Source organism: Streptomyces sp. NPDC007917 (assembly GCF_042959105.1).
Taxonomy (GTDB): domain Bacteria; phylum Actinomycetota; class Actinomycetes; order Streptomycetales; family Streptomycetaceae; genus Streptomyces.
The window spans coordinates 165,210-186,559 of record NZ_JBIBKK010000018.1 but is presented as its reverse complement, the minus strand read 5'-3'; the positions used below and the strand labels follow the sequence as shown (position 1 = coordinate 186,559).

Here is a 21,350-nt window from a genome sequence, read left to right as displayed (position 1 = left end):
ACCCCCTCCGCCCACCCCGTACCATCCGCCCCCGCCCCGAACGCCTTGCACCGCCCATCCACCGACAACCCCCGCTGCCGCGCGAACTCCACGAAAATGCGGGGCGTCGACATGACGGCTACTCCGCCCGCCAGTGCCATGGAGCATTCCTCGGCCCGTAGTGCCTGGCAGGCCAGGTGCAGGGCGACCAGGGACGACGAACACGCCGTGTCCACGGTGACCGCAGGCCCCTCCAACCCCAGCGTGTAGGCGATTCGGCCCGAGGCGATGCTCCCCGCGCTGCCGGTGAGGATGAAGCCCTCCGCGGACTCCGGAGGCCTTGAGGCGTGTCCGACGGGGTAGTCCGGTGGGTTGATGCCGGTGAACACGGCGGTTCGGCTGCCGCGTACGGAGGTGGGGTCGATGCCGGCGTGTTCGAACGCCTCCCAGGAGGTCTCCAGCAGCAGCCGCTGCTGCGGATCCATCGCCAGCGCCTCACGCGGTGAGGTCTCGAAGAACTCGGCGTCGAATCCGGCGGCGTCGTAGAGGAAGCCGCCGTGTCGCGTGTAGCAGGTGCCGGAGCTGTCCGGGTTCGGGTCGTACAGCCGCTCGACGTCCCAGCCACGGTCGGCGGGGAAGTCCCCGATCGCGTCCCTCTCCGCCACGATCAGCTGCCAGAAGTCCTCCGCGGACCGCACCCCGCCGGGAAAGCGGCAGGCCATGCCGACAATGGCGATGGGCTCCTGCTCCCGTTCGGTGACCTCGTAAAGACGACGGCGCGTCCGGTCCAGGTCGGCAGTCACCCGCTTCAGGTAGCTGAGGAGTTCATCTTCGTGCACCAAAGTGGGATCACTTTCCTTGAGCGCCCTAAGCAGACGTTCATGGACTTATATGCCAGTGCGGAAGAAGGGTGGTCGCGTCGGACTTGAACGCGCCTCAAGTGGCGAGCAGCCGCTGGAAGACGTAGGGGCCCGCTGTTCCCGTCACGCGGAACGGGAACAGCGGGCCCGAGTGGCCGAGGTGCCGGGCCGGTATCAGGTGCGGTAGGCGTAGTACGCGGAGTTCGGGTACGACGAGATGAGGCTGGTCAGCGACCGCCGATAGGTGTCGGTGTCGTGGTACGTGAGGTACGGGACGCCGCTGGTGTTCCGGTAGGACGTGATCATGGTGTGGTCCTTGGCGCCGTCCTTGTCGAAGTCCACCTGCAGGACGTCACCGATGTCCATCTGGTAGGCGTTCGCGAGGGCGGTGGTCCGCTTCGCGGTCTGTGTGAACCACGACCACTCGTTGACGCCGACCCAGGTGTCGGACTGGCTGGACGTGCCGTACCACCAGGTGTCGTAGTCCTCGCTGGAGGTGGTCGCGTGCTTCCAGCCGCCCGCGTAGAGGGACTGGCTGATGTAGTTGGTGCAGTCCCCGCCCGCGCTGTTGAAACGGCGGTAGGCGGTGTTGTAGTTCTTCCAGTACTTCTCGGCGTACGTGGCCATCGCCGCGTAGTTGTACGCGGTGCCGGAGCCGAGGTTCTTGGACTTGGCCGGCGCCGGGTATGTGATGGCGGCACGGGGAGCGTCGATGATCGCGGTGGGGCGCACCGGCGCGGTGCTCGTCGCCGGGACGGGCTCGTTGACCGGGCGGGGGCCCTTGTCCGTCCGGCGGACGCTCACCAGCTGCCAGGTGCCGTCCCTCTGTGCCGTGAAGGTGAGTTCGTGGTGCGCGGTGAAGCCGGTGGTCGGGGGCTCGTCGCCGCGGATCTTTTCGTATGTGAGGGTGGTGGCCTCAGTGACGCGGACCGTGGCCCGCCGGCCCTCCACGCGGGTGCTGTCGACGGTGGTCTTCGTGTCGGCGTCGGTGTAGGCCTCGCCGAGCACGGCCAGCCGGGCACGCGTGTCCTGCACCGAGGCCAGGCTGGTGCTCTCCGTGCGGGAGAGCGCGGCCGAGAGCCGCACGCTTCCCTGCGGCTTCTGTGCCGTGCGGGCGAGTTGGGGCCGGTCGAGCAGGGCAGCGGTGCGGTCGGTCAGTACGGCGTCCGCTATTCGGCCAAATGAGGCGATGGTCGTCTGGGTCGCCGCGGGCGCCGAGTCGTCGGCGGCGTGGGCGGCGGACAGGGGCAGCAGCGTGGCGGACAGCGCGGTCGCGGCCACGGTTGAGTAACGGCTCAACGTCCGAGATCTCACGGGGACTCTCCTTGACCCCGGGTGGTCTGACCCGGGCGACCGTCATCTTTGCACGTCCTCCTCAACCTCCTCAGTTGCTTCACTATATGTCCGATCTGGTGTGGTCACTCCGCGATGTGACGGGCCGGAATGTGTGAGGGTGCTGTCATGAGCAACGCAGCACAGCACACCCTCCGTGGATTCGCGGAGACCTTGGTCCGGCTCGGCATAGCGACGGAGGAGCAGGCCGCGGCCGGCCTGGCGGGAGCCGCCGGGATCGGCATGGACCTTGACGAGAAATTCGATGACCCCGACGAGCTGACCTTCCTCGTGGGCGAATGCGGCATCGGCTTCCAGACGCCCGAGAAGGTGTCCGGCTACCTTGAGGACGGTTATGAGGAGTTGCTGCTCGACGCGGCGGCATGCTCGGGCGGCTCCGTGGTCGTCGATGACGTCGAGCTGGTGAAGGACGAGGACGGAGAGGAGTACCTGCACTTCCGGCGCAATGGCCGGTCAGTATGGCACCCTGCGGAACACCTCTCCGAAAGCACGCGCTACATGGACTGGAACACCGCCTTCGACGCCATAGGCGACCTCGTGCCCGGCAACGACGATCCACGGAGCTTCCACCAGCTGGATGAGGATTCCTATGACGCCTGGTGGCTCCTCCTCACCCCCGAACAGGCGAAGGGCCTGGCGGAGTTCGGCTTTCCGATGCGCGTGGAGCTCGGTAACTGGGTGCGTGACGGGATGCCCGCGGCAGAACCCGGGACGCTCGCGTGGTACATGGAGGACGATCGCCTGCACGCCAGTGAGGAGTCCCGCCGGTGTCTCGATGAGTGGCTGACCCCCATGGACGCCGCACTGGTCCGCTGGCGAACAACCCATCTGCCTGATGACTTCCCCTTCGACTACTCACTGGACTCGATCGCAGCGCTGGAACAGCTCGTGCTGGACCGTTTCGACGGCCCCGCCTCGCTGGACGCGGCGGCCGGAGACGACTTCTTCGCGGGCGCGGTGCGGTACGTCGGTGAGGCCGCGCTGCGGATGTGGCCGTGCCGTTGGACGTACCGGCACTCCGACGACAGCTCGTCGGTGTTCGCCAACGAGCCGATGATCTGTCCCAACACCCCGAAGTGTTTCGCGTGGGAGGTCTCTCCTGACTACGCGCTGCGGACCCTCGTGCGAAGCCGCACGCCCCAGAGCGTGCTGGACCGCATGAGTACAGTCGGGGAAGCGGTCGACAGCTACCACAAGGCGCTCCGCGCCCGCGCCCAGGACCGCTAGCCAGCCGCTCCGCCCGGCACATCGGGCTCCCATGCGTAGACAGCGGTGACGGCCTCGACGAACGCGCTGTGACGTTCCTCGAGCTTCTCCCACATCCAGGACTCGATCGGCTGCCCGTTGTCGACGATGCGCTGCACGTTGATGAAGACAAGTGACAACTCATCGGCCGCGCTTCGGACCGTCTCGGGGCCCACCACTTTGACCCGCAGATGAGCCGAACGGAACTGTTGCTTCGCCGGCTCCGCCGCCGCTGCCTTCGTCGTCGGGAGGACGAGGGCGTTTGTGTACGCGTCGATGGCCCCCAAGATCATCTGGTAGGCGTCGTGCCGGGCCTGGAGGAGCCATCGCTTCGACTCCACCTGGGCTTGATCCCTCACCTGCTGACGCGCGGCCTCCACGGTCTTCTCGCCGCCGATGCGCGCCGCCCACGCCGAGAAACCGCCACCGGTGAGGGCCCCGAGGAGAGCCGCCACGCTGGCGAACAAGGCCGCGAGTCCTTGATCCATAAGGGTTACTCCCGCCCCACGCAGCTGCCGGACACGACGAGAACGAAGGCGCGTTACGGACTTACCGCCGCTGGAGGACAAGCGCAAGGCCCGGACGGCGCGCAGGGCCCGGACGGCGCGCCAGGTGTCCGGGCGCTACGCCCGCCAGCTGTACCGGCGCTCCGGCCGGCCGGTGCCGCCGTAGCGCAGCGCGACGTCGGCGTGGCCGGTGTCGTGGAAGTACTCCAGGTAGCGGCGGGCGCTGACCCGGGAGACGCCGGTGGCGGCCGCCGCTTCGGTGGCGGAGAGGGTGCCGTCCGCCTCGCGGAGCGCCCGTTCGATCAGGTCGGCGGTCTCCACGCTCATGCCCTTCGGCAGGGCGCTGCCCGCCGCGGGCGCGAACGCCCCGGCCAGGACGCGGTCCACGTCCGCCTGGCCGCGGACGACCGTGGTGAGCAGGCGCCCGCGCCGGGTCGCATACCGTTCGAGGCGGGGCTGCAGGTCCTCGTAGTCGAAGGGCTTGAGGAGGTAGTCGACCACACCGTGGCGTACGGCGTCGCGCACCGCGTCGGCCTCGCGGGCCGCGCTGATGACCAGGACGTCGCAGTCGTGTCCGGCGGTGCGCAGCCGGGGGATCACGTCGAGGCCGAAGACATCGGGCAGGTACAGGTCGAGCAGGACGAGGTCGGGGCGCAGCTCGTCGACCGCCTTGATCGCCTGCTCACCCGTGTGAGCGGTGCCGACGACCCGGAAGGAGGGGACTCGTTCGACGAATGTGCGGTGGACCCGGGCGACCATGAAGTCGTCGTCGACGACCAGGACGTCGATGCTGCCGGTGGGCTCGGTCATGGGGTAGCTCCTTCCGCGACCGCGCCGGTGGAGTGGCCGACGGACATGCGCGCGGTGAACATGGCGCCTTCGGTCGTGTTGGTCACCGCGATCTCTCCGCCGCGACGCTCGCAGACGAGACGGGTCAGAGCGAGGCCGATGCCGCGCTCGCCCTCTTGGGCGGCCTTGGTGGTGAAGCCGTGTGCGAAGACCTCTTGGGCGAGTTCGGGGGCGACGCCGGGGCCGGAGTCGCGGACCACGATCTCCACGCTCGCGGCGTCCTGACGCAGCTCCACCTCCACCCATGCCTCGTCCCGGAGGGCTCCGCCGCCGGGCTCGCCCGCGGTGGCCGCGTCGATGGCGTTGTCGACCAGATTGCCGACCACGGTCGCCACGTCGGCGGCGTCTTCCGGGGCGAGGCGGTCCAGCGCCGTGCGGTCGGAGATGCGCAGGGCGACCTTCCGCTCGGCGGCCTGGGCGGACTTCGCCATCAGCAGCGCGGCAATGGCGGTGTCCCGGACTCGGCGGCCGACGGTCATGTCGAGTGACTGGCGGCGCTGGTTCAGCGCGCGGATGTAGCGCACCACTTCCTCCTCTTCGCCGATCTGGATCAGCCCGGAGATGGTGTGCAGCTGGTTGGCGAACTCGTGTGCCTGCGCGCGCAGCAGCTCGGAGGTGCTGCGGAAGGAGCCGATTTCGCGCTCGAGGTGGGCCAGTTCGGTGCGGTCGCGCAGGGTGGTGACGGATCCGAGCAGCCGTCCGTCCTTCGTGACCGTCATCCGGTTCATGATCAGGACGCGGCCGTGGCGTACGACGACCTCGTCACGCGCTTCCGTGGTGGTCTCGTGCGCCCCGGTCAGCACGTCGAGCAGCCGTCCGTCGATGCCGAGCTCGGCCACGGTGTGGCCCACGCTGTCCTCGGGCAGGTCCAGCAGCCGCCTGCCCACGTCGTTGACGAGGGTCAGACGGTGCTGTGGGTCCAGGGCGACGACGCCTTCGGCGATGCCGTACAGCATGGCCTCGCGGTGCTCGGCCAGTCCGGTGATCTCGCCCGGCTCCAGTCCCAGCGTCTGGCGTTTGACGCGCCGGGCGAGCAGCCAGGAGCCGACGACGCCGAGCGCGCTGGCGACGCCGAGGTAGATCAGCAGGTATGAGGAGGCGCCGCCGAGCCGCTGCCACACCGAGGGGGACGCCTCGCCGACCATGACCGTGCCGAGTCTGCGGCCCACGTCGTCCCCCGTCGTGCCGAGCACGGGCACCTGGGCCACCAGCTCCCGGTTGCCGTCCCAGGCCAGCGAGCCGGACCAGCCGCGGCCCGCGCCGACCCCCTCGCCCAGCGGCAGCCGGTCGCCGACCACCGTGGGGTTCGTCGAGCTGACGACGCGGCCGTCGCGGTCGGCCACCGTCACCGAGGTGACATTGGACTGCACCTGCGTGGAGTGCACCAAGGGGGCCAGGGCCTCGGCGGGCGCGGGTTTCACCAGCCGGCTGTGCACGAGCGGGTGGGCGGCCAGCTGCTCGGCCAGCGCGCTCACCCGGCGTCCCTCGACCCGGTTGAAGGTGGCTTCCGACTGTGCGAGCGAGACCGCGGCGACCGCCAGCAGCACCACCACGACGATGGCGAGCTGGAGCACCAGCATCTCACCGGCGAGCGTATGGCGACGGAACGCGGCGACCACAATGAACTCAATCTCTCCTGCTGACACAACCTGGGCGACCCTTCCGCCAGGCCGCACAATCATGACGTCCGCCGTGCGAGAAGCGAAAGGGAGGTGCCATGAGAGGACGTACGCGAGCCTTGTCGGGCACCGTCGCCCTCCTGCTCTCGCTGGTTCTCGGTGGCTGCGGCGCGTGGCCGGGCTCCGGAGCGGCCGATGAGGGTCTGCGCGTCCTGGTGCCCAACACGGCCGGGGGCGGATACGACACCACGGCCCGGACGGTGGCCCGTGTGCTGGAGGAGACCGGCGCCGCCCCGGACACGCAGGTGTTCAACCTGCCGGGGGCCGGCGGAACGGTGGGCCTGCAGCGGACCGTCAACGAACGCGGCAACGGCCGACTCGCCCTGCAGATGGGCCTCGGGGTCCTCGGCGCGTCGCATGTCGTGCGCGCGCGGGTGACCGTACGGCAGACCACCCCGATCGCGCGCCTCATCGAGGAGCCCGAGGCGGTGGTGGTCCGCAAGGACTCGCCGTACCGCACGGTCCGGGACCTGGTCGGCGCGTGGCGGGCGGGCCCGCGGCGGTTCAGGGTCGGCGGCGGCTCCTCTCTGGGCGGCCCGGACCACCTGTTTCCCATGGAACTGGCCAGGACCGTCGGAATCCCTCCCCGGCAGGTGCGGTACGTCGCCTACGGCGGCGGTGGCGGCGACCTGCTCCCCGCGCTGCTGGACGGCAGGGTCGACTTCGCCACCAGTGGCATCGGTGAGTTCCTGGACCAGATCCAGGCGGGCCAGCTGCGGGTGCTCGCGGTCACGAGCGACCGGCCGGTGGCCGCGCTGCCCGGCGTGCCGACACTGAAGGCCTCCGGCATCGACCTGGTGTTCCACAACTGGCGGGGGATCGTCGCCCCGCCCGGCATCAGCCCCGCGGACCGCAAGCGCTGGATCCGAGTGCTGACCGCGCTGCACAGCTCGCGCCAGTGGAAGGCCGAGCTCACCCGGCACGGCTGGACCGACGCCTTCATCACCGGCGGCGCCTTCGCCGCCTATCTCAAGCGGCAGGACGCCGCGGTGGCCGATCTGGTCGCACGCCTCGGACGCGACTGACCGCCTCCCACACGGTGCTCGTCCCGCAGGTCGCGCACGCCTTCTTCCCGCCCTTTGATTCGTATGCACGTTCGAAAGGTATCCGTATGACCACGCACACCTGGTGGCTGCTGCTGATCCTGACGGTGGCGATCGCCGCCCTCATCTACCTGATCAACTCACGGCTGCGCGTCCACCCCTTCGTCGCGCTGGTCGTCGTGACCGTCGCCACCGGACTCGCGGCCGGCGAACCGGTGGCCAAACTGATCGACTCGATCGAGGAAGGCGCGGGCGGCACCCTCGGGGACGTCGGCGTCACACTGGCCCTGGGCGCCATGCTCGGCCGACTGCTGTCCGACTCCGGAGCGACCGACGCCATCGCCCGCGGGCTCGTCGAACGCGCCGACACCCGCAGGCTGCCCTGGCTGGTCGGCGCGGTGGCTTTCGTCATCGGCATCCCCATGTTCTTCGAAGTGGGCCTGATCGTCCTGCTGCCGCTGATCTTCAGCGTGGCTCGCCGCCTCGAGAGCCAGGGCGGCACCAAGGGCAGCCCCTACGTGCTGCTCGGCGTTCCGGCCATCGCCTCCCTGTCCACCCTGCACGGCATGCTGCCGCCCCACCCCGGTCCGCTGACCGCCATGACCGGCCTGCATGCCGACCTCGGCCTCACCCTCGCCGTCGGCGTCGTCTGCGCCATCCCCACCGTCATCCTGGCCGGCCCCGTATACGCCCGCTGGATCGCCCCTCGGCTCCCCGAGGTCCGCCCGGACGCCGAACTCGTGGCCCAGTTCACCGGCGCGGGACGGGGAGCCGGGGGGCCTGCCTCGGGGCCCGGTGCGCAGCCGCGTACGGACGCGGCTCGCCGCTCGGGCGTGTCCATCGGCCTGGCCGTGGCGGCCGTGCTCATTCCGGTCGCGCTCATGCTGCTGCGCACCCTGGCCGAAACGCTGCTCGACGAGTCCAGCGCGCTGCGCGCCGGCCTCTCCTTCGCGGGGGAACCGCTCGTGGCGATGCTGGCCGGCGTTCTCTTCGCCCTCGGCGTGACCATCGTCGTCGGCGGCCGCTCGGGGGAGGAGACCCATGCCTCCCTGACCAACAGCCTCAAGTCCATCGCCGGGATCCTCCTCATCATCGGCGGCGGGGGCGCGTTCAAGCAGGTCCTGCAGGACTCGGGCATCGGCGACGCCATCGCGTCGGCCGCCGAGGGAGCCCATGTCAACGTGATCCTGCTGGGCTGGCTCATCGCGCTGCTGCTGTCGCTGACCACGGGCTCGGCCACCGTCGGCATCGTGTCCGCGACCGGCATCGTGGCCCCGCTGATCGGTGACGGCGGAGGGCTGGAGGCGTCGCTCCTCGTGGTCGCGATCGGCGCCGGGTCCCTCGGCCTCAACTACGTCAACCACGCCGGCTTCTGGCTGGTGAAGGAGTCGTTCGGCATGGACCTCACCCAGGCCGCCAGAACCCAGACCGCCGTGCAGACCCTGGTCAGCGTGCTCGGCCTCCTCATGGCCCTGCTGCTGTCGGTGTTCGTCTGACCCCTGTCGGCCGTCCTGGGCCGCGACCCATGTGGACGGCCCGCCGCCGGGGTAGATGACCTGCAGCGGGCTCGGCACGCCGGGTGGCAGTCGGCGATGGCTGCACGGCCCGACCAGCCGGGCCGTGCGGCCATCGACACGGGGGAGTGCGGGGTGGACAAGGAGCGGCGTCACAACGACAAGGCGGACAGCGGGGACAGCGGGGACAGCGGGGACAGCGGGGGCAGCGCGCCGGTGCTGCGCGCCTGGGCCGACATCGCCACCCACCAGGCCAACGAGGTGATGCGCCGACCGGCGGACGACCCGGCGCGGGCCGCCGCGCTGTGGCGGACGATGCAGCATCTCGCCGCCATCGAGAAACTGTTGCCCGCGGACGATCCGCTCCGGGACGGCCTCGTCCCCTCACTGGGCATCCTGATGTGCGTCTGGCTCGACAGCCGTGGGCCGGACGACCGGCGCGAGGCGGTCCGGCCCGCACGGGAGTACGCCCTGCACCGCCTGCGCTGGGCCGACCGCACCAGACCGCTCACCGACCCGCTCGCGGTGCACGCCCGCAAAGCGCTGCTCCGGCTGCTCCTCCCGGAACACTACGCGCGAGCCGTGCGCGCCTTGCGCCAAGGCCCCCGCCAGGAGCCGCCGCGTCGCGCCTTTGCACCGCAGCCGCTGACCGCACCCACGCGGGACGACCTGGCGGAGGCCACTGATGTTCTCCGGCGCCTCGCCGAGGCCCCCGAAGATCCGCAGCTGCTGCGACTGCTCGGGTCCCTCGTGTCGGAGATCAAACTGACGCTGTCCGAGGTGGTGGTGGCGCACGAAGAGAGCACGGCGGAGCCGGCGGGCGCAGGCGCCCTGGAAGGCGCCGACGACGCGTTGGCCGACGCCGTCCAAGGCGTGCTCGCCTGGGCCTCGGAGGACATCCCACGGTTCACGGCCCTCCTGGTGTGGCTGAGCTGCGCGGTGTACGAGGTCAGGATCTCCACCGAGAAGGCCGACGAGGAGGTGGCGGCCCTTGGCCTGGACCGGCCGGTCTTCGTGCCGCTGCGCGAGCTGCTGGCCAGGCTCAGGTCGGGAGAGGGCGACCCGCGGGCACTGGCCGAGGGCGCCCGTCGCAGCGCGGACGTCGCCCGGCGCGCCCTGCGGGAGTTGCCGGCGGACGTGCCCGAACGGGCCCGCACGGCCAAACTGCACGCCGCTCTGCTGGTGCAGGCCAACTTCCTGGTGCCCGGCACGATGGACTTCGACGAGGTGGACGAGGCCGTGTCGGCGCCGGACCCTGAGCCCGCCGGCCGTTTCGGCGGGCCGGGCCAGATCACTTTGGAACAGTGGCTGACCAGCCTGATCGATGCGGTACGGGTGCAGCAGACCGGCGATCTTGCACACCTGGAGATGGGCGCCGCCCGGCTCCGGGAGATGATCGACGGGTTGTCCGGGGAAGGCGAGGAGGCCACGCCGGCGCGGCAGGCCGTGGCCAGCGCCCTGGCCGGGCGCCTCAACGCGGCGGCGATGCTCGGGGGCAGCTTCCAGGCCGCCGACGCCGCCCTGACGGTGGCCAGGGAATTGCGCGCCGCCTACCGCCGCGACGGCTCACCACCATCCAGGGACATGGTCAACGCGGTGGTGTTTGCGTCCCAACAAGAGCTGGCCCTGGCCCGCCGCAGCGACGACCCCGCCGTGCTGCCACGCCTCATCGCGGAGCTGACCGGCCTGTACACCACCTTGCCGCCCGACCAGGAGAACCGCTTCGCCGTCGCCGCCACCCTGGCCGATGCCCATCGGGAACAATCCGCCCGCAGCCAGGACCCGGCCGAACTCCGCGCCGCGGCCCGGTACCTCCGCGACGTGGTGGAGACCGACCAGCGGCAGATCGCCGCATTGATCGCACCGTACTTCCCGGCCCTACGGGCCACCGCGATGATCCAACTGGTCATGATCGATCCCAGCCGGGAGGCCGCCGACCACGCCGTCGCGGAGGTCCATCGGCTCCTCGAGGGACCGCAGCCCACCCCCTACCAGGAGCTCCAGCTGCGGTACCAACTCGGCCGGGCCCTGCTGCACACGGCCCGCCACCTCAATGACCCGGGCCTGCTCGACCAGTGCATCACCGAGCTGACCCGGGTCCGTGAACTGATGACGCAAGGGCACGGCCTGCCGCACAACGTCGACGCCCTGACGCAGTTGTCCGAGGCGTACTGGCTGCGCCGCGACCGCCACGGTCCGACCGCGGCCGAGGACGTGAACGCCAGTCTGGCCACCCGAGGCGAGGCGCTGGTCAGTCTGGCCTCGGACGTCCTCCTCCAACTCGGCTCCGAACACGGCCTGGCCGTGGCCCGCACCGGGTCGGCGCAGGCACTGTGGCTGGCCTACTGGAACACCGTGATCGGCCGCCCCGCCGACGCGGTGGACGCGCTGGAACTGGGCCGGGCCCTGGTGCTGCGGGCCGCCGCCGCGTCCCGCGGCATTCCCGAGCTCCTCGAAGCCCGCGGCCACCCGGATCTGGCCCGGCAGTGGCGCGCCGAGGTCGCCGCGGACCGGCTCCCGCCCGAAACCGCGACCCCGCTCCTGGGCCCCTCCACGGAGCGGCAGATCCCGGGCACCCTGCGCCGCAGGGCACTTGACGCGCTGGGCGCGGGCAGCGGCGCGGACGCCCGGAAGCTGCTCGGCCCTCCGAACCTGACAGGGCTGAAGGCCGGTCTCACCGCCGCCGGCACCGATGCGCTCGTCTATCTCGTCCTCGGGCTCCAACCCGGCCAGCCCGGCTTCGCGCTGATCCTCCGCCCCGACACCGGCGAGGCGCCGCCCGCCGTCCTGAAGCTGCCGCTGCTGACCCCTGGCAGCCCGCCGCTGGAGCGCTACCTCGACGCCACGGCCCGACGTTCCCAGGCCACCGCCACCGCCACCGCCACCGCAACGGCCACCGCCGATGCCACGGCCGCCGCCGATGCCACGGCCGCCGCCGATGCCACGGCCGAGCCGAGCGGACAGGCGGCGCCGGACCGGCGGTGGGAGGCGGCGCTGCGCGAGCTGTGCGACTGGGCCTGGCCTGCCGCGATGGGTCCCGTCCTGGCAGCCGTCGGGCCGCTCAACCGGCCGCCGCGGATCGTCCTCGTGCCCTGCGGGGCGCTCGGCGCGGTCGCCTGGCACGCGGCGCGCACTCCGTACGGGCGTGCCGGGCGCTCGTACCGGTACGCATGCGAGGAAGCGGTGCTCAGCTACGCACCCTCCGGAGCCGAGTTTCTGCGGGCCGCCGCCCGGGACCGGCTGCCCGTCGCCGCCGGGCAGGTCCTGGTCTCCGACCCCGAACTCTCCCTCCTGTGGGCCGAGATCGAGGCCGAGGCGCTGCGCGCGGCCTGCTACCCGGACAGCCTGTGCTACGGCGAGTTCCCCACGGCCGTCAGCGACGCGCCGGGCACCCCGGAGGACATCCTCGCCGTCCTGCCCGGCGGCAGCTCCCCGGCCGCCGTCCTGCACATCTCCTGCCACGCCCTGGTCGGCCCACATCCCACGCGCTCGGCCCTCTGGCTCGCCACCCCGCCGGACGGCCCCCAGGACGCCGGACGGCTGACCGTGGCCGGCATCCTGGACGGCACCGCCACCGGAGCGCCGAACGCCGCGGGCCCGCTGGTGGTGCTCAGCGCCTGTGAGACGGATCTGAGCACCCGTAACCACGACGAGGCCCTGACCCTGGCCACCGCCCTGATCGCCCGCGGCGCCGCCGACGTCATCGGCTCGCGCTGGGCCGTCCGCGATGCCTCGACGGCCGTGATGATGGCCGTCTTCCACGACTTCGTCACCGCGCACGGCCTCGCCCCGGTGGACGCGTTGCGCGCCGCCCAGCTGTGGATGCTCGACCCGCACCGCGAGCCACCGTCCACCCTCCACGACGACCTGCGCGGCGAAGCCGCCCGCATGGACCTCGACCAGGTCCATCTCTGGGCCGCCTTCACCCACCAGGGCAACCCGGCGGCCCGGGGCACGGAGTGAACGCGGGTGCCGCCCTCAGTAGATGCGGCGCCCGCGAGCGTCCGGTACGCCGGACTTCCGGAAGAAGTACGTGTTGACGTGGTCCCGCCACTCCCGCGCGCTGCGCAGCTGCTCCTCGTAGCGCTCCGCCGCCCGGGCGTGGCGTGCCGGATCCACCAGGTCGGCGAGACCGGCCCACACCCGGCGCGCCTCCTCGGCCTCCTCCACGCCGTCGAAGTGGGTGTCGTAGATGTGCTGGATCACCGTTTCGCCGCTGTGCAGCACATGTCCGTACGGCACATGGTGGAAGAAGAGCAGCAGCTCGTCCGGGCAGGTCTCGGGCGACTCGTACAGCTCCGCCCACGGCTTCGCGTACTGCCCCGCGAATCCGGTGCCGGTCGCCCGGCTGCGGTCGACCCCGATCCCGTCCCTGTCGGCGAAGTGGTACGTCCCCCACGGGCTGTACTCGTAGCCGTCCACGCTCGGCCCGTAGTGGTGTCCGGGCTGCACCATGAAGCCGATGCCCAGCGGCGCCGTGTACTTCTCGTACGTCCGCCAGGAGCCGTCCAGGACCGCCCGCAGCCCGTCGCGCAGCCGCGCCGGATCAGCGGTCTCCTCGGGGGCGAAGGACAGCTCGATCCACTCGTGCAGGATCGCGCGCGGGTCCGCGTCGGGCTGCCAGCCCAGGCGGCCCACCGCGTACAGGTTCGCCTGCGCCAGCGGATGCCCGGTCCAGAACGGGTCGTCACCGGCGTTCGAGACCGCCACCAGACCGCCGCCGTGCGCCAGATCCCCGACGCTCGGCCCTTCCTCCCCCCTGAGCCGGAACCGCAGCGCGTCGCTCCACATCGGCCCGAGCCAGCACACGTGCCGCTGCTGCCCCGTGTATTCCTGGGTGGCCTGGATCTCCACCGCGAGCCGTGTGTTCGGCATCGCGCCGATCACCGGGGAGACGGGCTCGCGCGTCTGGAAGTCCATCGGCCCGTGTTTCACCTGGAGTACGGCGTTCGGCGCGAACTCGCCGTCCAAGGGGGCGAAGTGGTCGTGGGCCGCGCGTGCCCGGTCCACCGACCGGTCCCGCCAGTCCTGCCGGTGGTTGTAGACAAAGGCCCGCCAGTGCACGGTGGCGCCGTACGGGGCGAGCGCCGCGGCCAGCATGTTGGCGCCGTCCGCGTGGCTGCGGCCGTAGGTGAAGGGGCCGGGCTGCCCCTCGGAGTCGGCCTTCACCACATAACCGCCGAAGTCGGGTATCGCCGCGTACACCCGGCCGGTCGTCTCCGCCCACCAGTCGGCCACCGCCGCGTCCAGCGGATCGGCCGTGGGCAGGCCGCCGAGGACGACGGGCGCGGCGAAGGAGACGGACAGATGCGTCCGGATTCCGTACGGGCGCAGCGCGTCCGCGACCGCTGCCACCTCACCGATGCGGTCGGTCAGCAGGTGTGCCTCGGTTTCGTGCACATTCACGTTGTTCACGGTGATCGCGTTGACACCGCACGCGGCGAGCAGCCTGCCGTAGCAGCGCACCCGCTCCAGCTCGTCCCGGGAGCCCCGGGCCAGTCCGTCCCGCCAGAACAGGGAGCCGCCCGAGTACCCCCGCTCCACCTGGCCCATCACCGGGTGCACCGCCACGTTGTCCCAGTGGTCCAGCATCCGCAGGCCCAGCGCCGGCCGGTGCGTCTCGCGCGCCCGCTCGCCCCGGAAGGCCGCCTCGCCGAGCCGCACCAGGTGGAACAACCCGTACAGCAGCCCGGCCTGACCGGTGGCCGTCACCCGTGTGACGCCCCCCGTCCGCTCCAGCGCGAACCCCTCGTCCCCGAGCCCGTCCCCGTCCTCGCCGCTCTCGCCGTCCCGGCCCAGCTCCAGCACCAGGTCGTACGGCGCGCCCTGGGCCCGCGCACCCCGTACGACCTCACCGCCGAACCGTGCGCAGGCGCCCGCCACTTCTCCGTGCACCGTGTCCACCAAAGGGCCCGTCCCAGAGACCAGCGTGCGCCGGGAACCGAGCGGGCGGAACACCTCGGGCGGCAGCCACGCCGGGTCCACGCCGCTGGGCAGCACGGGCACGGATACGGGTACGGATGCGGATGCTGTCACGGAAACCCCTGGTCAGTGCGGATCGAGCGCGCCGGACCGCCTGGGAGCGGGCGGGCGGCCCAAGTATGCCGTGTGCCGGCCGGGGCCGGGAGAGGCGCGAAGGCCTCGACTCCCGGCCCGCGCTGTCAGTGCCCGTCCGTAACATCCGGCCCCATGAGCATGATCGGAGAGTACGCGCGGCTGACCCCGGCCGAACTCGAGCGCGCGGTCCGCGACCCGGACTGGGCCAGGGAGTTCATCGGCGAGCTGGCCGAAACCGAGCCGGGCGAGGGGGCCGGGGCGTCACAGGGGCGCTGCTTCGACACCGACAAGGCGTGGCACGCCCTCGACTTCCTGCTGCGCCGCCTCGCGTTCCCCGTGGACGTCGTCTTCGGCGAGGAGGAAATCCCCAGGGCCGACGGCTGGGGCCACGGGCCGCCCTGCTTTCTCACGCCGGAGCGTGTGCGGGCGGCGGCTGAGGCGTTCGCGGCGACGCCTCCGGAGGCCTTGGTCAGCGGGGTCACTCCGGATGATCTCGTCCAGGCCGATATCTATCCCGAGATCGTCTGGGTGGGCGATGAGTCGCTGGACTATGTGACCAACTACTACCGGGCGCTGGTTCCGTTCTTCCAGGCGGCGGCCCGCGACGGGCACGCCATGGTCATCTGGATCGGCTAGCCGGCTCGGACGGCGGCGTCTCGCCACCCGCGACGGGCCGCGGAACCTCGCCGGGCCGGCGGGCGCCGCGCTACCTGCCGACGGTGGGCCCCGACGGCTCCCGGTGAGGGTGATGGGGCGGTCAGACGGCACGGACGCGGTGGATGAACTCGGCCAGGTCGGCTGCCGACGCGCTGCCTCTCGCGGTGGTGAAGTTGTTGACGAGCCGGAGAAGGGCGCCGTACGCCTCGGTGTGGTTGTAGGACACGGCGTCCGCGACGCCCAGTGACCACCGCCAGTATCCGTTGAGTGTGTCCGCCAGGGGCATGCGGAAGGTGGAGAGCACGTCCTTGAGGTCCGGTACGGTCGCGGCGAGTCCGTGCCGCTTGATGTAGGCGGTGAGGATTTCGGTGTAGAACGCGAAGTGCCGGGCCTCGTCCCTGGCCAGTCGGTGGAGCAGGTCTCGTAGCACCGGTTCGTTGGCGACGGCCTTGAACCGCTGGTAGAAAAGTTGGGTGGCTTTCTCCTGGACCAGTGTGTAGGTGAATGCCTGGACCGGGCTCTCATAAGGCAGTGAGAACTTCTTTCTGCCTTCCTCGGCCAGCTCCCGGCGCAGGGTGTCCGGGTCGCTGATACCGGCCTCGATCTGATATCGGGTGAGGACCGAGGCGTGCCGCTCCTCTTCGTTCGCCCAGGAGATCAGAAACCGGAAGTACTCACGGTTGAAACAGAACTCCTCGATGGCCAGGTCCTCACCGGACAGCGGGAAGGCGTCCAGGAAGTACGTGAGGTACCCGGGAATGTGGTCCTCGATGAAGGTGATGAACCGCACGACCGAGCGGTCGGTCTCGGTGAGTTCTTCGGGCCGCAGTGTTGTCCAGGGCAGCTCGTCGATGGACCAGTGATGCGTATCGGCGCGGCTGACCGCTTTCCGGGTCAGCTCCCCGATCTCCGCGGGGTCGATGGAGGGCCGGGGCGGCTCCGGCGGGGATGTCGGCGGCGCGGTTTCGTTCACGGTGCCTCCGCCGGGCCCATCCGGGATTTCCGTGCGCTCAGCGCGTAGTGTTTGGTGGTGTAGCCCCAGCCGGCGTTGGCCGTCCGCAGATAGCGGACAAGCGGCTCGCTCATACCTGGTGCCGCCCGTTCGACGCGGTCGCGCTCGGCGTGGATCCGCTGCTCCCAGTCCTCGATGGTGCGGCGGTAGTGCGCGGTGAGATCGGAGAGCGCGGTCAGGCTGAACCCGGCCGATTCCACCGCTTCCACGAGCGTGGAGAGCGGCACCATATCGGCGAACCCGAAGATGTCCTCGGTGACGTGCTTGGTGCCCGGCCGTCGCGAGAACTCCTCGTAGGAGGCGCGGTTCCGGAAGCAGCTTTCCGACAGGTACAGCGATCCGCCCCGGCGCAGCAGGTCATAGACCTTGCGCAGCACCGCGGTCCGGTCCGGCATGTGCACGATCGAGCCGAGCATGGTGACCGCGTCGTACGGCCCGGCCACCTCCACATCGCCGAAGGAGCCGTGCTCAAGCGTGATCAGGTCCGCCACGCCCGCCGTCTTCGCCTGTGTCCGGATGTACTCGAGCTGTGGGCGTGAGGGCGTCACGCCGGTGGCGTGGCAGCCGTACTCCTGGGCCATGAACAGGATCAGACTGCCCCAGCCGCAGCCGATGTCGAGCAGCCGCTCACCGCCGGTGAGCCCGAGTTGCCGCGCGACGAAGTGCAGTTTGTCCGTCTGCGCCCGGTCGAGGTCGGTGTCCTGGTCGGTGTACAGCCCGGAGCTGTACTTGAGCCGCCGGTCGAGGTAGATGCCGAACAACTCGGCGGGCAGCTCGTAGTGTCGGTTGGTGGCCTGGTACGCCGCTTGGGGGGTCACGGAGGTCATGGCGTGGTCAGTTCTCCGCTGACGTGGGTGTGGACCAGGGTGACCAGTTCATCGACGGTGTCGGCGGCGAAAACGGCCTGGTCGTCGAACTCGATGTCCCACCGGCGCTCCAGTTTGGAGACCACCCGCAGCAGTTTCATCGAGTCGGCGCCGGGCAGTGCCTTGAGGGCGTCGGTGGGACCGATCTCGGCGGGGGAGACCTCCAGTTCGGTGGCGAGGTACTCGGTGGTGATCGCGGCGATCTGCGCGCGGTTGATGGGCTGGTGGCCGGTGGGTTCGGCGGTCATGACTCTCCCGTCCCGTGGTCGAAGTAGTGCCGGACGCGGCCGAAGGCGGCATCGTCGAGCTGCATGAGTTTCCTGGCTTGCTGGGAGCGGATCGGCTGGTAGGTCCCGGTGGCCATGACGTGGAGTTCGCCCCCGGAGCCGGTGATCTCGGCCTGGGTGTGCAGCACCCCGTTGCCCTGGCCGCTGATCCGCGCGACGGTCAGATACGGTTCGCCCACCGCGAGCGGCAGCAGCATCTTGCTGCGCAGGGTCACGGAGAAGGCGAGCAGGCCGTGCACCAGGGCGAGGGTGTCGCCCATCACCTCGTCCAGCAGCACGTTCACGATGCCCCCGTGCACGATCCCCGGGTAGGAGGCGTAGTTCTCCGAGAACGTCGTCTCGGCGGCGTGGTCCCCGTTCGGCAGCCGCTTCAGGCGCAGCTTGAGCCCGATGGGGTTGCGCGGTGAGCAGCCGAAGCAGTTGAAGGAGGGCTCCGCGTGCCAGGGAAGTTCGATCGCCTCGCCGGTGGGTGTGTGCTGTGCGGTGCTCATGCGGGGACCTTGCTGTTCAGCGACTCCTCGGCGATCGCCCGCCGCACATCGGACATCTTGGTCAGCTTGTGGCCGGTGAGGGCGGAGAAGTACTTGAACAGCTGCTCGCAGCACTTCGCCCATTCCCTGCCGTCCTCGTCGACCTCGGCGAAGTAGGCGAACATCTCGTCGATGGTCTCGTGGTTCTCCAGCTCGGGCAGATCTCCCTTGAACCGGCTGACCGGATGGCGGTACAAGTCGCGGGTGGTGCCCATGTAGATGTACAGGGTCTCCACGACCGACGCGCATTCCTGGGGCCGTGCGGCCAGCTGCTGCGCGGTGTAGTGGACGAACTCGCGCGCGTGGCGCGCCTCGTCGCCGCTGGCCTTCTTCAGGATGGCGGCGAGGACCGGCTCCTTCATGGTGCGGGCCACGCATTTGTACGCGTGTGTCGCCAGGACCTCACAGATGACGTTGGTGGCCAGGGTGGCCGCCCTGGTGACTCCCGGCGGGTAGGCCCCGCGCATCGAGGCGATCGTGTGGTGGTCGATGCCGTGGCCCGCCAGCTGCAGCCATGTCTGGAAGGCGAGGTGGTGCTGGATCTCCTGGTAGCCCCAGACGCAGGCGAACTGCGAGAAGTCGTAGTCCATGGCGAACTCGTTGAGCAGGCCGTGGGTCGCGGCGATGACGTTCGACTCGCCCACGATGGCTCCCTTGGCGAACACGATGTGTTCTGGCAGTACCAGATCTGCCCGGAACTCCTCCCATGGGATGTGGTGCAGCTCCCAGGTGGCGTGCTGATAGTCGGCGAACACCCGGGCGCTGTGCATCCGGTCGTCCGCGAGCAGGGGGACCCCGGCCGGCGACTGTGTTCTGCTGTTCACACCCGTTCTCCTCGGTCTGGACTTCCGGTGGCGGGGTACGCCACCGCGCTGTCGCCGTCAGCGGCGACGCGCCGTGCGGCCAGCACGCGTTGCCACTTTCCGCTGGTGGTGCGCGGGAGCCAGCGGGGCTTGACCGCGTAGACCCGCACCCGGGACAGGTCGAGCTCGGCCGCCACCCTTCTGCGGACCTCCGCGAGCACCGGGGCGGGGTCGTGGTCCGTCTCCACGATGACGCCGATCCGCTCGCCGCCCTCGGTGTCGGTGTCGGAGAAGGCGACGCAGCGGCGGCGGTAGACGCCCGGGACGGTGCGCGCGACATTCTCGACGTCGTCGGGGAAGAAGTTCTGCCCGTGCACCACGACCATTTCCTTGCGCCGCCCCGTGACGTACAGGTCGCCGTCGAGCAGGAAACCGAGATCGCCGGTGCGCAGCCATCCGTGGTCGAACACCTCCCGTGTCGCCTCGGGGGCGCGGAAGTAGCCGGTGGTCACCGGCTCCCCGGCGATCTGGATCTCGCCGAGCGTGCCGTCGGCCGCCACCGCCCCGTCCTCCCCGGCGATCCGCAGCTCGATGCCGTGCACCGCGCGGCCCACCGAGACGACCGGCTTGGCCGCGGGCGCGCCCTGGTCGACGGAGCGTGCGACACCGGTCCTGGCGAGCTCGTCCCGGTCCACCGTGCGGACCTTGGGGGCGTCTCCAGGGGCGGGGTAGCTGATCGACAAGGTGGCCTCGGCCATGCCGTACACCGGGTACATCACGGAGGGGCCGACGCCGCTGGGCGCCAGCGCCTCGGTGAACCGCCGCACGGTGGCCGCGTTGACCGGTTCGGCGCCGTTGAACGCCAGCCGCCAGCTGGACAGGTCGAGGGTGGCGAGTCGCTCGGCCGGCACACGGTCGAGCAGGTAGTCGTAGGAGAAGTTGGGCCCGGTCATCACTGTTCCGCGGTGTGCGGCGAAGTGTTCGAGGACCGCGCCCGGCCGCCGGAGAAAGGTGGTCGGTGAGAACGCGTGGACGTCGGCGCCGTTGAGCCAGTGGGCCTGCAAACCGATCAGCCCCATGTCGTGGAAGGTCGGCACCCACTGGACGAACACGTCGTCCGGGCTGAAGGCGCCCGAGACCACGCAGGCGCGCAGACCGGCCATGGTCGTGCGATGGGGCAGCATCACACCCTTGGGCAGGCTGGTGCTGCCGGAGGTGAACTGGACGATGGCCAGCGAGTCGGGATCGACGGTGGGCAGTGTGAGCGGGCTGCCGGTGCCGCTCGGCGACGGCGGGGGCAGCAGGGCCACCCCGGTGGTCATCGTGGTGATCTCGTGGCCCAGTTCTTCATGGTCCCGGTCCAGTACGAGGTGGCGCAGGCCCGCGACGTCCGCGATGCGTACGATGCGGTGCGCGGTGTCCCGCGGGTCGCCGAAACCGGCCTGGACCGGCAGCACGCTGATCGCGGCCCCTGCCCGCCAGAGCCCGAAGACCGTGGTGAGGAACCGGGCGGCGGTGGGCACCAGCACGCCCACGATGTCACCGGGCCGCACCCCGGAGCGCAGAAACTCGTGCGCCGCCGCGGCGGAAGCACTGTCGAGGTCCGCCGCGGTGATGTCATCGCCGGCGGTGGGAAACCTCGCGCGGGAGTCCGGCGAGGCCTTCGCCAGGTGGGTCAGGCTTTCTCCCAGGGTCCGTCCGTCCAGCAAGGCAGGTCGCATGGGTCGCTGCACGCTGATTCCCCTATCGCGGGTCGAAGACCAGATTCATGCATTCCGGACCCTTAATTGATGACGCGAACGATCAATCCTGAGCAGGCAATCCGAAGCGCTTTTGAGTCGGGCAATCACAGCCCTGGAGATCTCATCATGGCATGGCCGTGCGAGGCGTAGCGCGGCCGACGGGAATGACTAGGAGATCTGCTAAACACCCGCTCCCCGCAGATGCGGGGCTTGGAAGCGCTTGACCGGAAAGGTTAGCCTGCCGATCTCATTGCCTCTTCCTGGGAATGCCCGCGTATTCGGCGGTATTCCCACCGGCGATAGATGCACGGCCCGTGTTCGGCACGATTCCGCCCGATGGTGAGACGGCGAACCCGACGGTGAGACGG

17 protein-coding genes are annotated in these 21,350 nt (G+C 70.6%); 5 read left to right on the top strand and 12 right to left on the bottom strand.

From position 1 onward, the window contains the following. Together ACFZDL_RS30935 and ACFZDL_RS30930 are read right to left on the bottom strand one after the other, a co-directional pair. The coding region (locus tag ACFZDL_RS30935) for a beta-ketoacyl synthase N-terminal-like domain-containing protein (RefSeq protein ID WP_391193047.1) at positions 1-821 on the bottom strand (821 nt) is incomplete at its 3' end. A 192-nt stretch (positions 822-1,013) separates the two neighbouring features. Continuing rightward, the gene (locus ACFZDL_RS30930; protein WP_353594964.1) at positions 1,014-2,153 is read right to left on the bottom strand and encodes an amidase domain-containing protein; all 1,140 of its coding nucleotides are present in this window, start codon (positions 2,151-2,153) and stop codon (positions 1,014-1,016) included. Between the two features lie 147 nt (positions 2,154-2,300). On the opposite strand from ACFZDL_RS30930, the gene ACFZDL_RS30925 reads away from it, so the two are divergent. After that, on the top strand, positions 2,301-3,419 hold the full coding sequence (locus ACFZDL_RS30925; RefSeq protein WP_353594965.1) for a hypothetical protein: 1,119 nt from the start codon (positions 2,301-2,303) through the stop codon (positions 3,417-3,419). Here ACFZDL_RS30925 and ACFZDL_RS30920 read toward each other — a convergent pair. The 3 genes from ACFZDL_RS30920 to ACFZDL_RS30910 all read right to left on the bottom strand — a co-directional run bounded on the left by ACFZDL_RS30920 (position 3,416) and on the right by ACFZDL_RS30910 (position 6,411). Next, positions 3,416-3,904: a hypothetical protein gene (locus ACFZDL_RS30920; RefSeq protein WP_353594966.1), complete on the bottom strand. Its 489-nt coding sequence runs from the start codon at positions 3,902-3,904 to the stop codon at positions 3,416-3,418. The genes ACFZDL_RS30925 and ACFZDL_RS30920 overlap by 4 nt on opposite strands. Before the next feature lie 156 nt (positions 3,905-4,060). Beyond that, positions 4,061-4,753: a response regulator gene (locus ACFZDL_RS30915; RefSeq protein WP_353594967.1), complete on the bottom strand. Its 693-nt coding sequence runs from the start codon at positions 4,751-4,753 to the stop codon at positions 4,061-4,063. Next, positions 4,750-6,411: an ATP-binding protein gene (locus ACFZDL_RS30910; RefSeq protein ID WP_353594968.1), complete on the bottom strand. Its 1,662-nt coding sequence runs from the start codon at positions 6,409-6,411 to the stop codon at positions 4,750-4,752. The genes ACFZDL_RS30915 and ACFZDL_RS30910 overlap by 4 nt, the downstream gene beginning before the upstream one ends. Positions 6,412-6,509: 98 nt before the next feature. Here ACFZDL_RS30910 and ACFZDL_RS30905 point away from each other — a divergent pair, with 98 nt between their 5' ends. The 3 genes from ACFZDL_RS30905 to ACFZDL_RS30895 all read left to right on the top strand — a co-directional run bounded on the left by ACFZDL_RS30905 (position 6,510) and on the right by ACFZDL_RS30895 (position 12,991). Continuing rightward, positions 6,510-7,496: a tripartite tricarboxylate transporter substrate binding protein gene (locus tag ACFZDL_RS30905; protein WP_353594969.1), complete on the top strand. Its 987-nt coding sequence runs from the start codon at positions 6,510-6,512 to the stop codon at positions 7,494-7,496. An 86-nt stretch (positions 7,497-7,582) separates the two neighbouring features. After that, positions 7,583-9,010 (top strand): gluconate:H+ symporter, encoded by a 1,428-nt coding sequence (locus ACFZDL_RS30900; RefSeq protein WP_353594970.1) that lies wholly within the window; start codon positions 7,583-7,585, stop codon positions 9,008-9,010. A gap of 96 nt (positions 9,011-9,106) precedes the next feature. After that, entirely contained in the window at positions 9,107-12,991 is a 3,885-nt protein-coding gene (locus tag ACFZDL_RS30895; protein ID WP_353594971.1) for a CHAT domain-containing protein, read from the top strand. A gap of 15 nt (positions 12,992-13,006) precedes the next feature. Here ACFZDL_RS30895 and ACFZDL_RS30890 read toward each other — a convergent pair whose 3' ends face one another. Further along, positions 13,007-15,064, bottom strand: coding sequence for an alpha-glucuronidase (locus ACFZDL_RS30890; RefSeq protein ID WP_353594972.1), 2,058 nt, complete (start codon positions 15,062-15,064; stop codon positions 13,007-13,009). 153 nt (positions 15,065-15,217) lie between these two features. On the opposite strand from ACFZDL_RS30890, the gene ACFZDL_RS30885 reads away from it, so the two are divergent. Further along, the gene (locus ACFZDL_RS30885; protein ID WP_353594973.1) at positions 15,218-15,721 is read left to right on the top strand and encodes a YfbM family protein; all 504 of its coding nucleotides are present in this window, start codon (positions 15,218-15,220) and stop codon (positions 15,719-15,721) included. A gap of 121 nt (positions 15,722-15,842) precedes the next feature. On the opposite strand, the gene ACFZDL_RS30880 is transcribed toward ACFZDL_RS30885, so the two are convergent. From ACFZDL_RS30880 to ACFZDL_RS30855, 6 genes are read right to left on the bottom strand one after another with little or no spacing between them, the layout of a single operon-like run. After that, positions 15,843-16,715, bottom strand: coding sequence for an acyl-ACP desaturase (locus ACFZDL_RS30880; protein ID WP_353594974.1), 873 nt, complete (start codon positions 16,713-16,715; stop codon positions 15,843-15,845). Next, on the bottom strand, positions 16,712-17,581 hold the full coding sequence (locus ACFZDL_RS30875) for a class I SAM-dependent methyltransferase (RefSeq protein WP_353594975.1): 870 nt from the start codon (positions 17,579-17,581) through the stop codon (positions 16,712-16,714). The genes ACFZDL_RS30880 and ACFZDL_RS30875 overlap by 4 nt, the downstream gene beginning before the upstream one ends. Continuing rightward, positions 17,578-17,868 carry an acyl carrier protein gene (locus ACFZDL_RS30870; RefSeq protein ID WP_353594976.1) on the bottom strand — a complete coding sequence of 97 codons (291 nt, stop codon included), beginning with the start codon at positions 17,866-17,868 and terminating at the stop codon, positions 17,578-17,580. Before ACFZDL_RS30870 ends, ACFZDL_RS30875 begins: the two co-directional genes overlap by 4 nt. Further along, the gene (locus tag ACFZDL_RS30865) at positions 17,865-18,398 is read right to left on the bottom strand and encodes a PaaI family thioesterase (RefSeq protein WP_353594977.1); all 534 of its coding nucleotides are present in this window, start codon (positions 18,396-18,398) and stop codon (positions 17,865-17,867) included. The genes ACFZDL_RS30870 and ACFZDL_RS30865 overlap by 4 nt, the downstream gene beginning before the upstream one ends. Then, positions 18,395-19,261 carry a ferritin-like domain-containing protein gene (locus ACFZDL_RS30860; RefSeq protein WP_353594978.1) on the bottom strand — a complete coding sequence of 289 codons (867 nt, stop codon included), beginning with the start codon at positions 19,259-19,261 and terminating at the stop codon, positions 18,395-18,397. The genes ACFZDL_RS30865 and ACFZDL_RS30860 overlap by 4 nt, the downstream gene beginning before the upstream one ends. Continuing rightward, positions 19,258-20,961, bottom strand: coding sequence for an AMP-binding protein (locus ACFZDL_RS30855; protein WP_353594979.1), 1,704 nt, complete (start codon positions 20,959-20,961; stop codon positions 19,258-19,260). The genes ACFZDL_RS30860 and ACFZDL_RS30855 overlap by 4 nt, the downstream gene beginning before the upstream one ends. Positions 20,962-21,350: the final 389 nt, after the last annotated feature.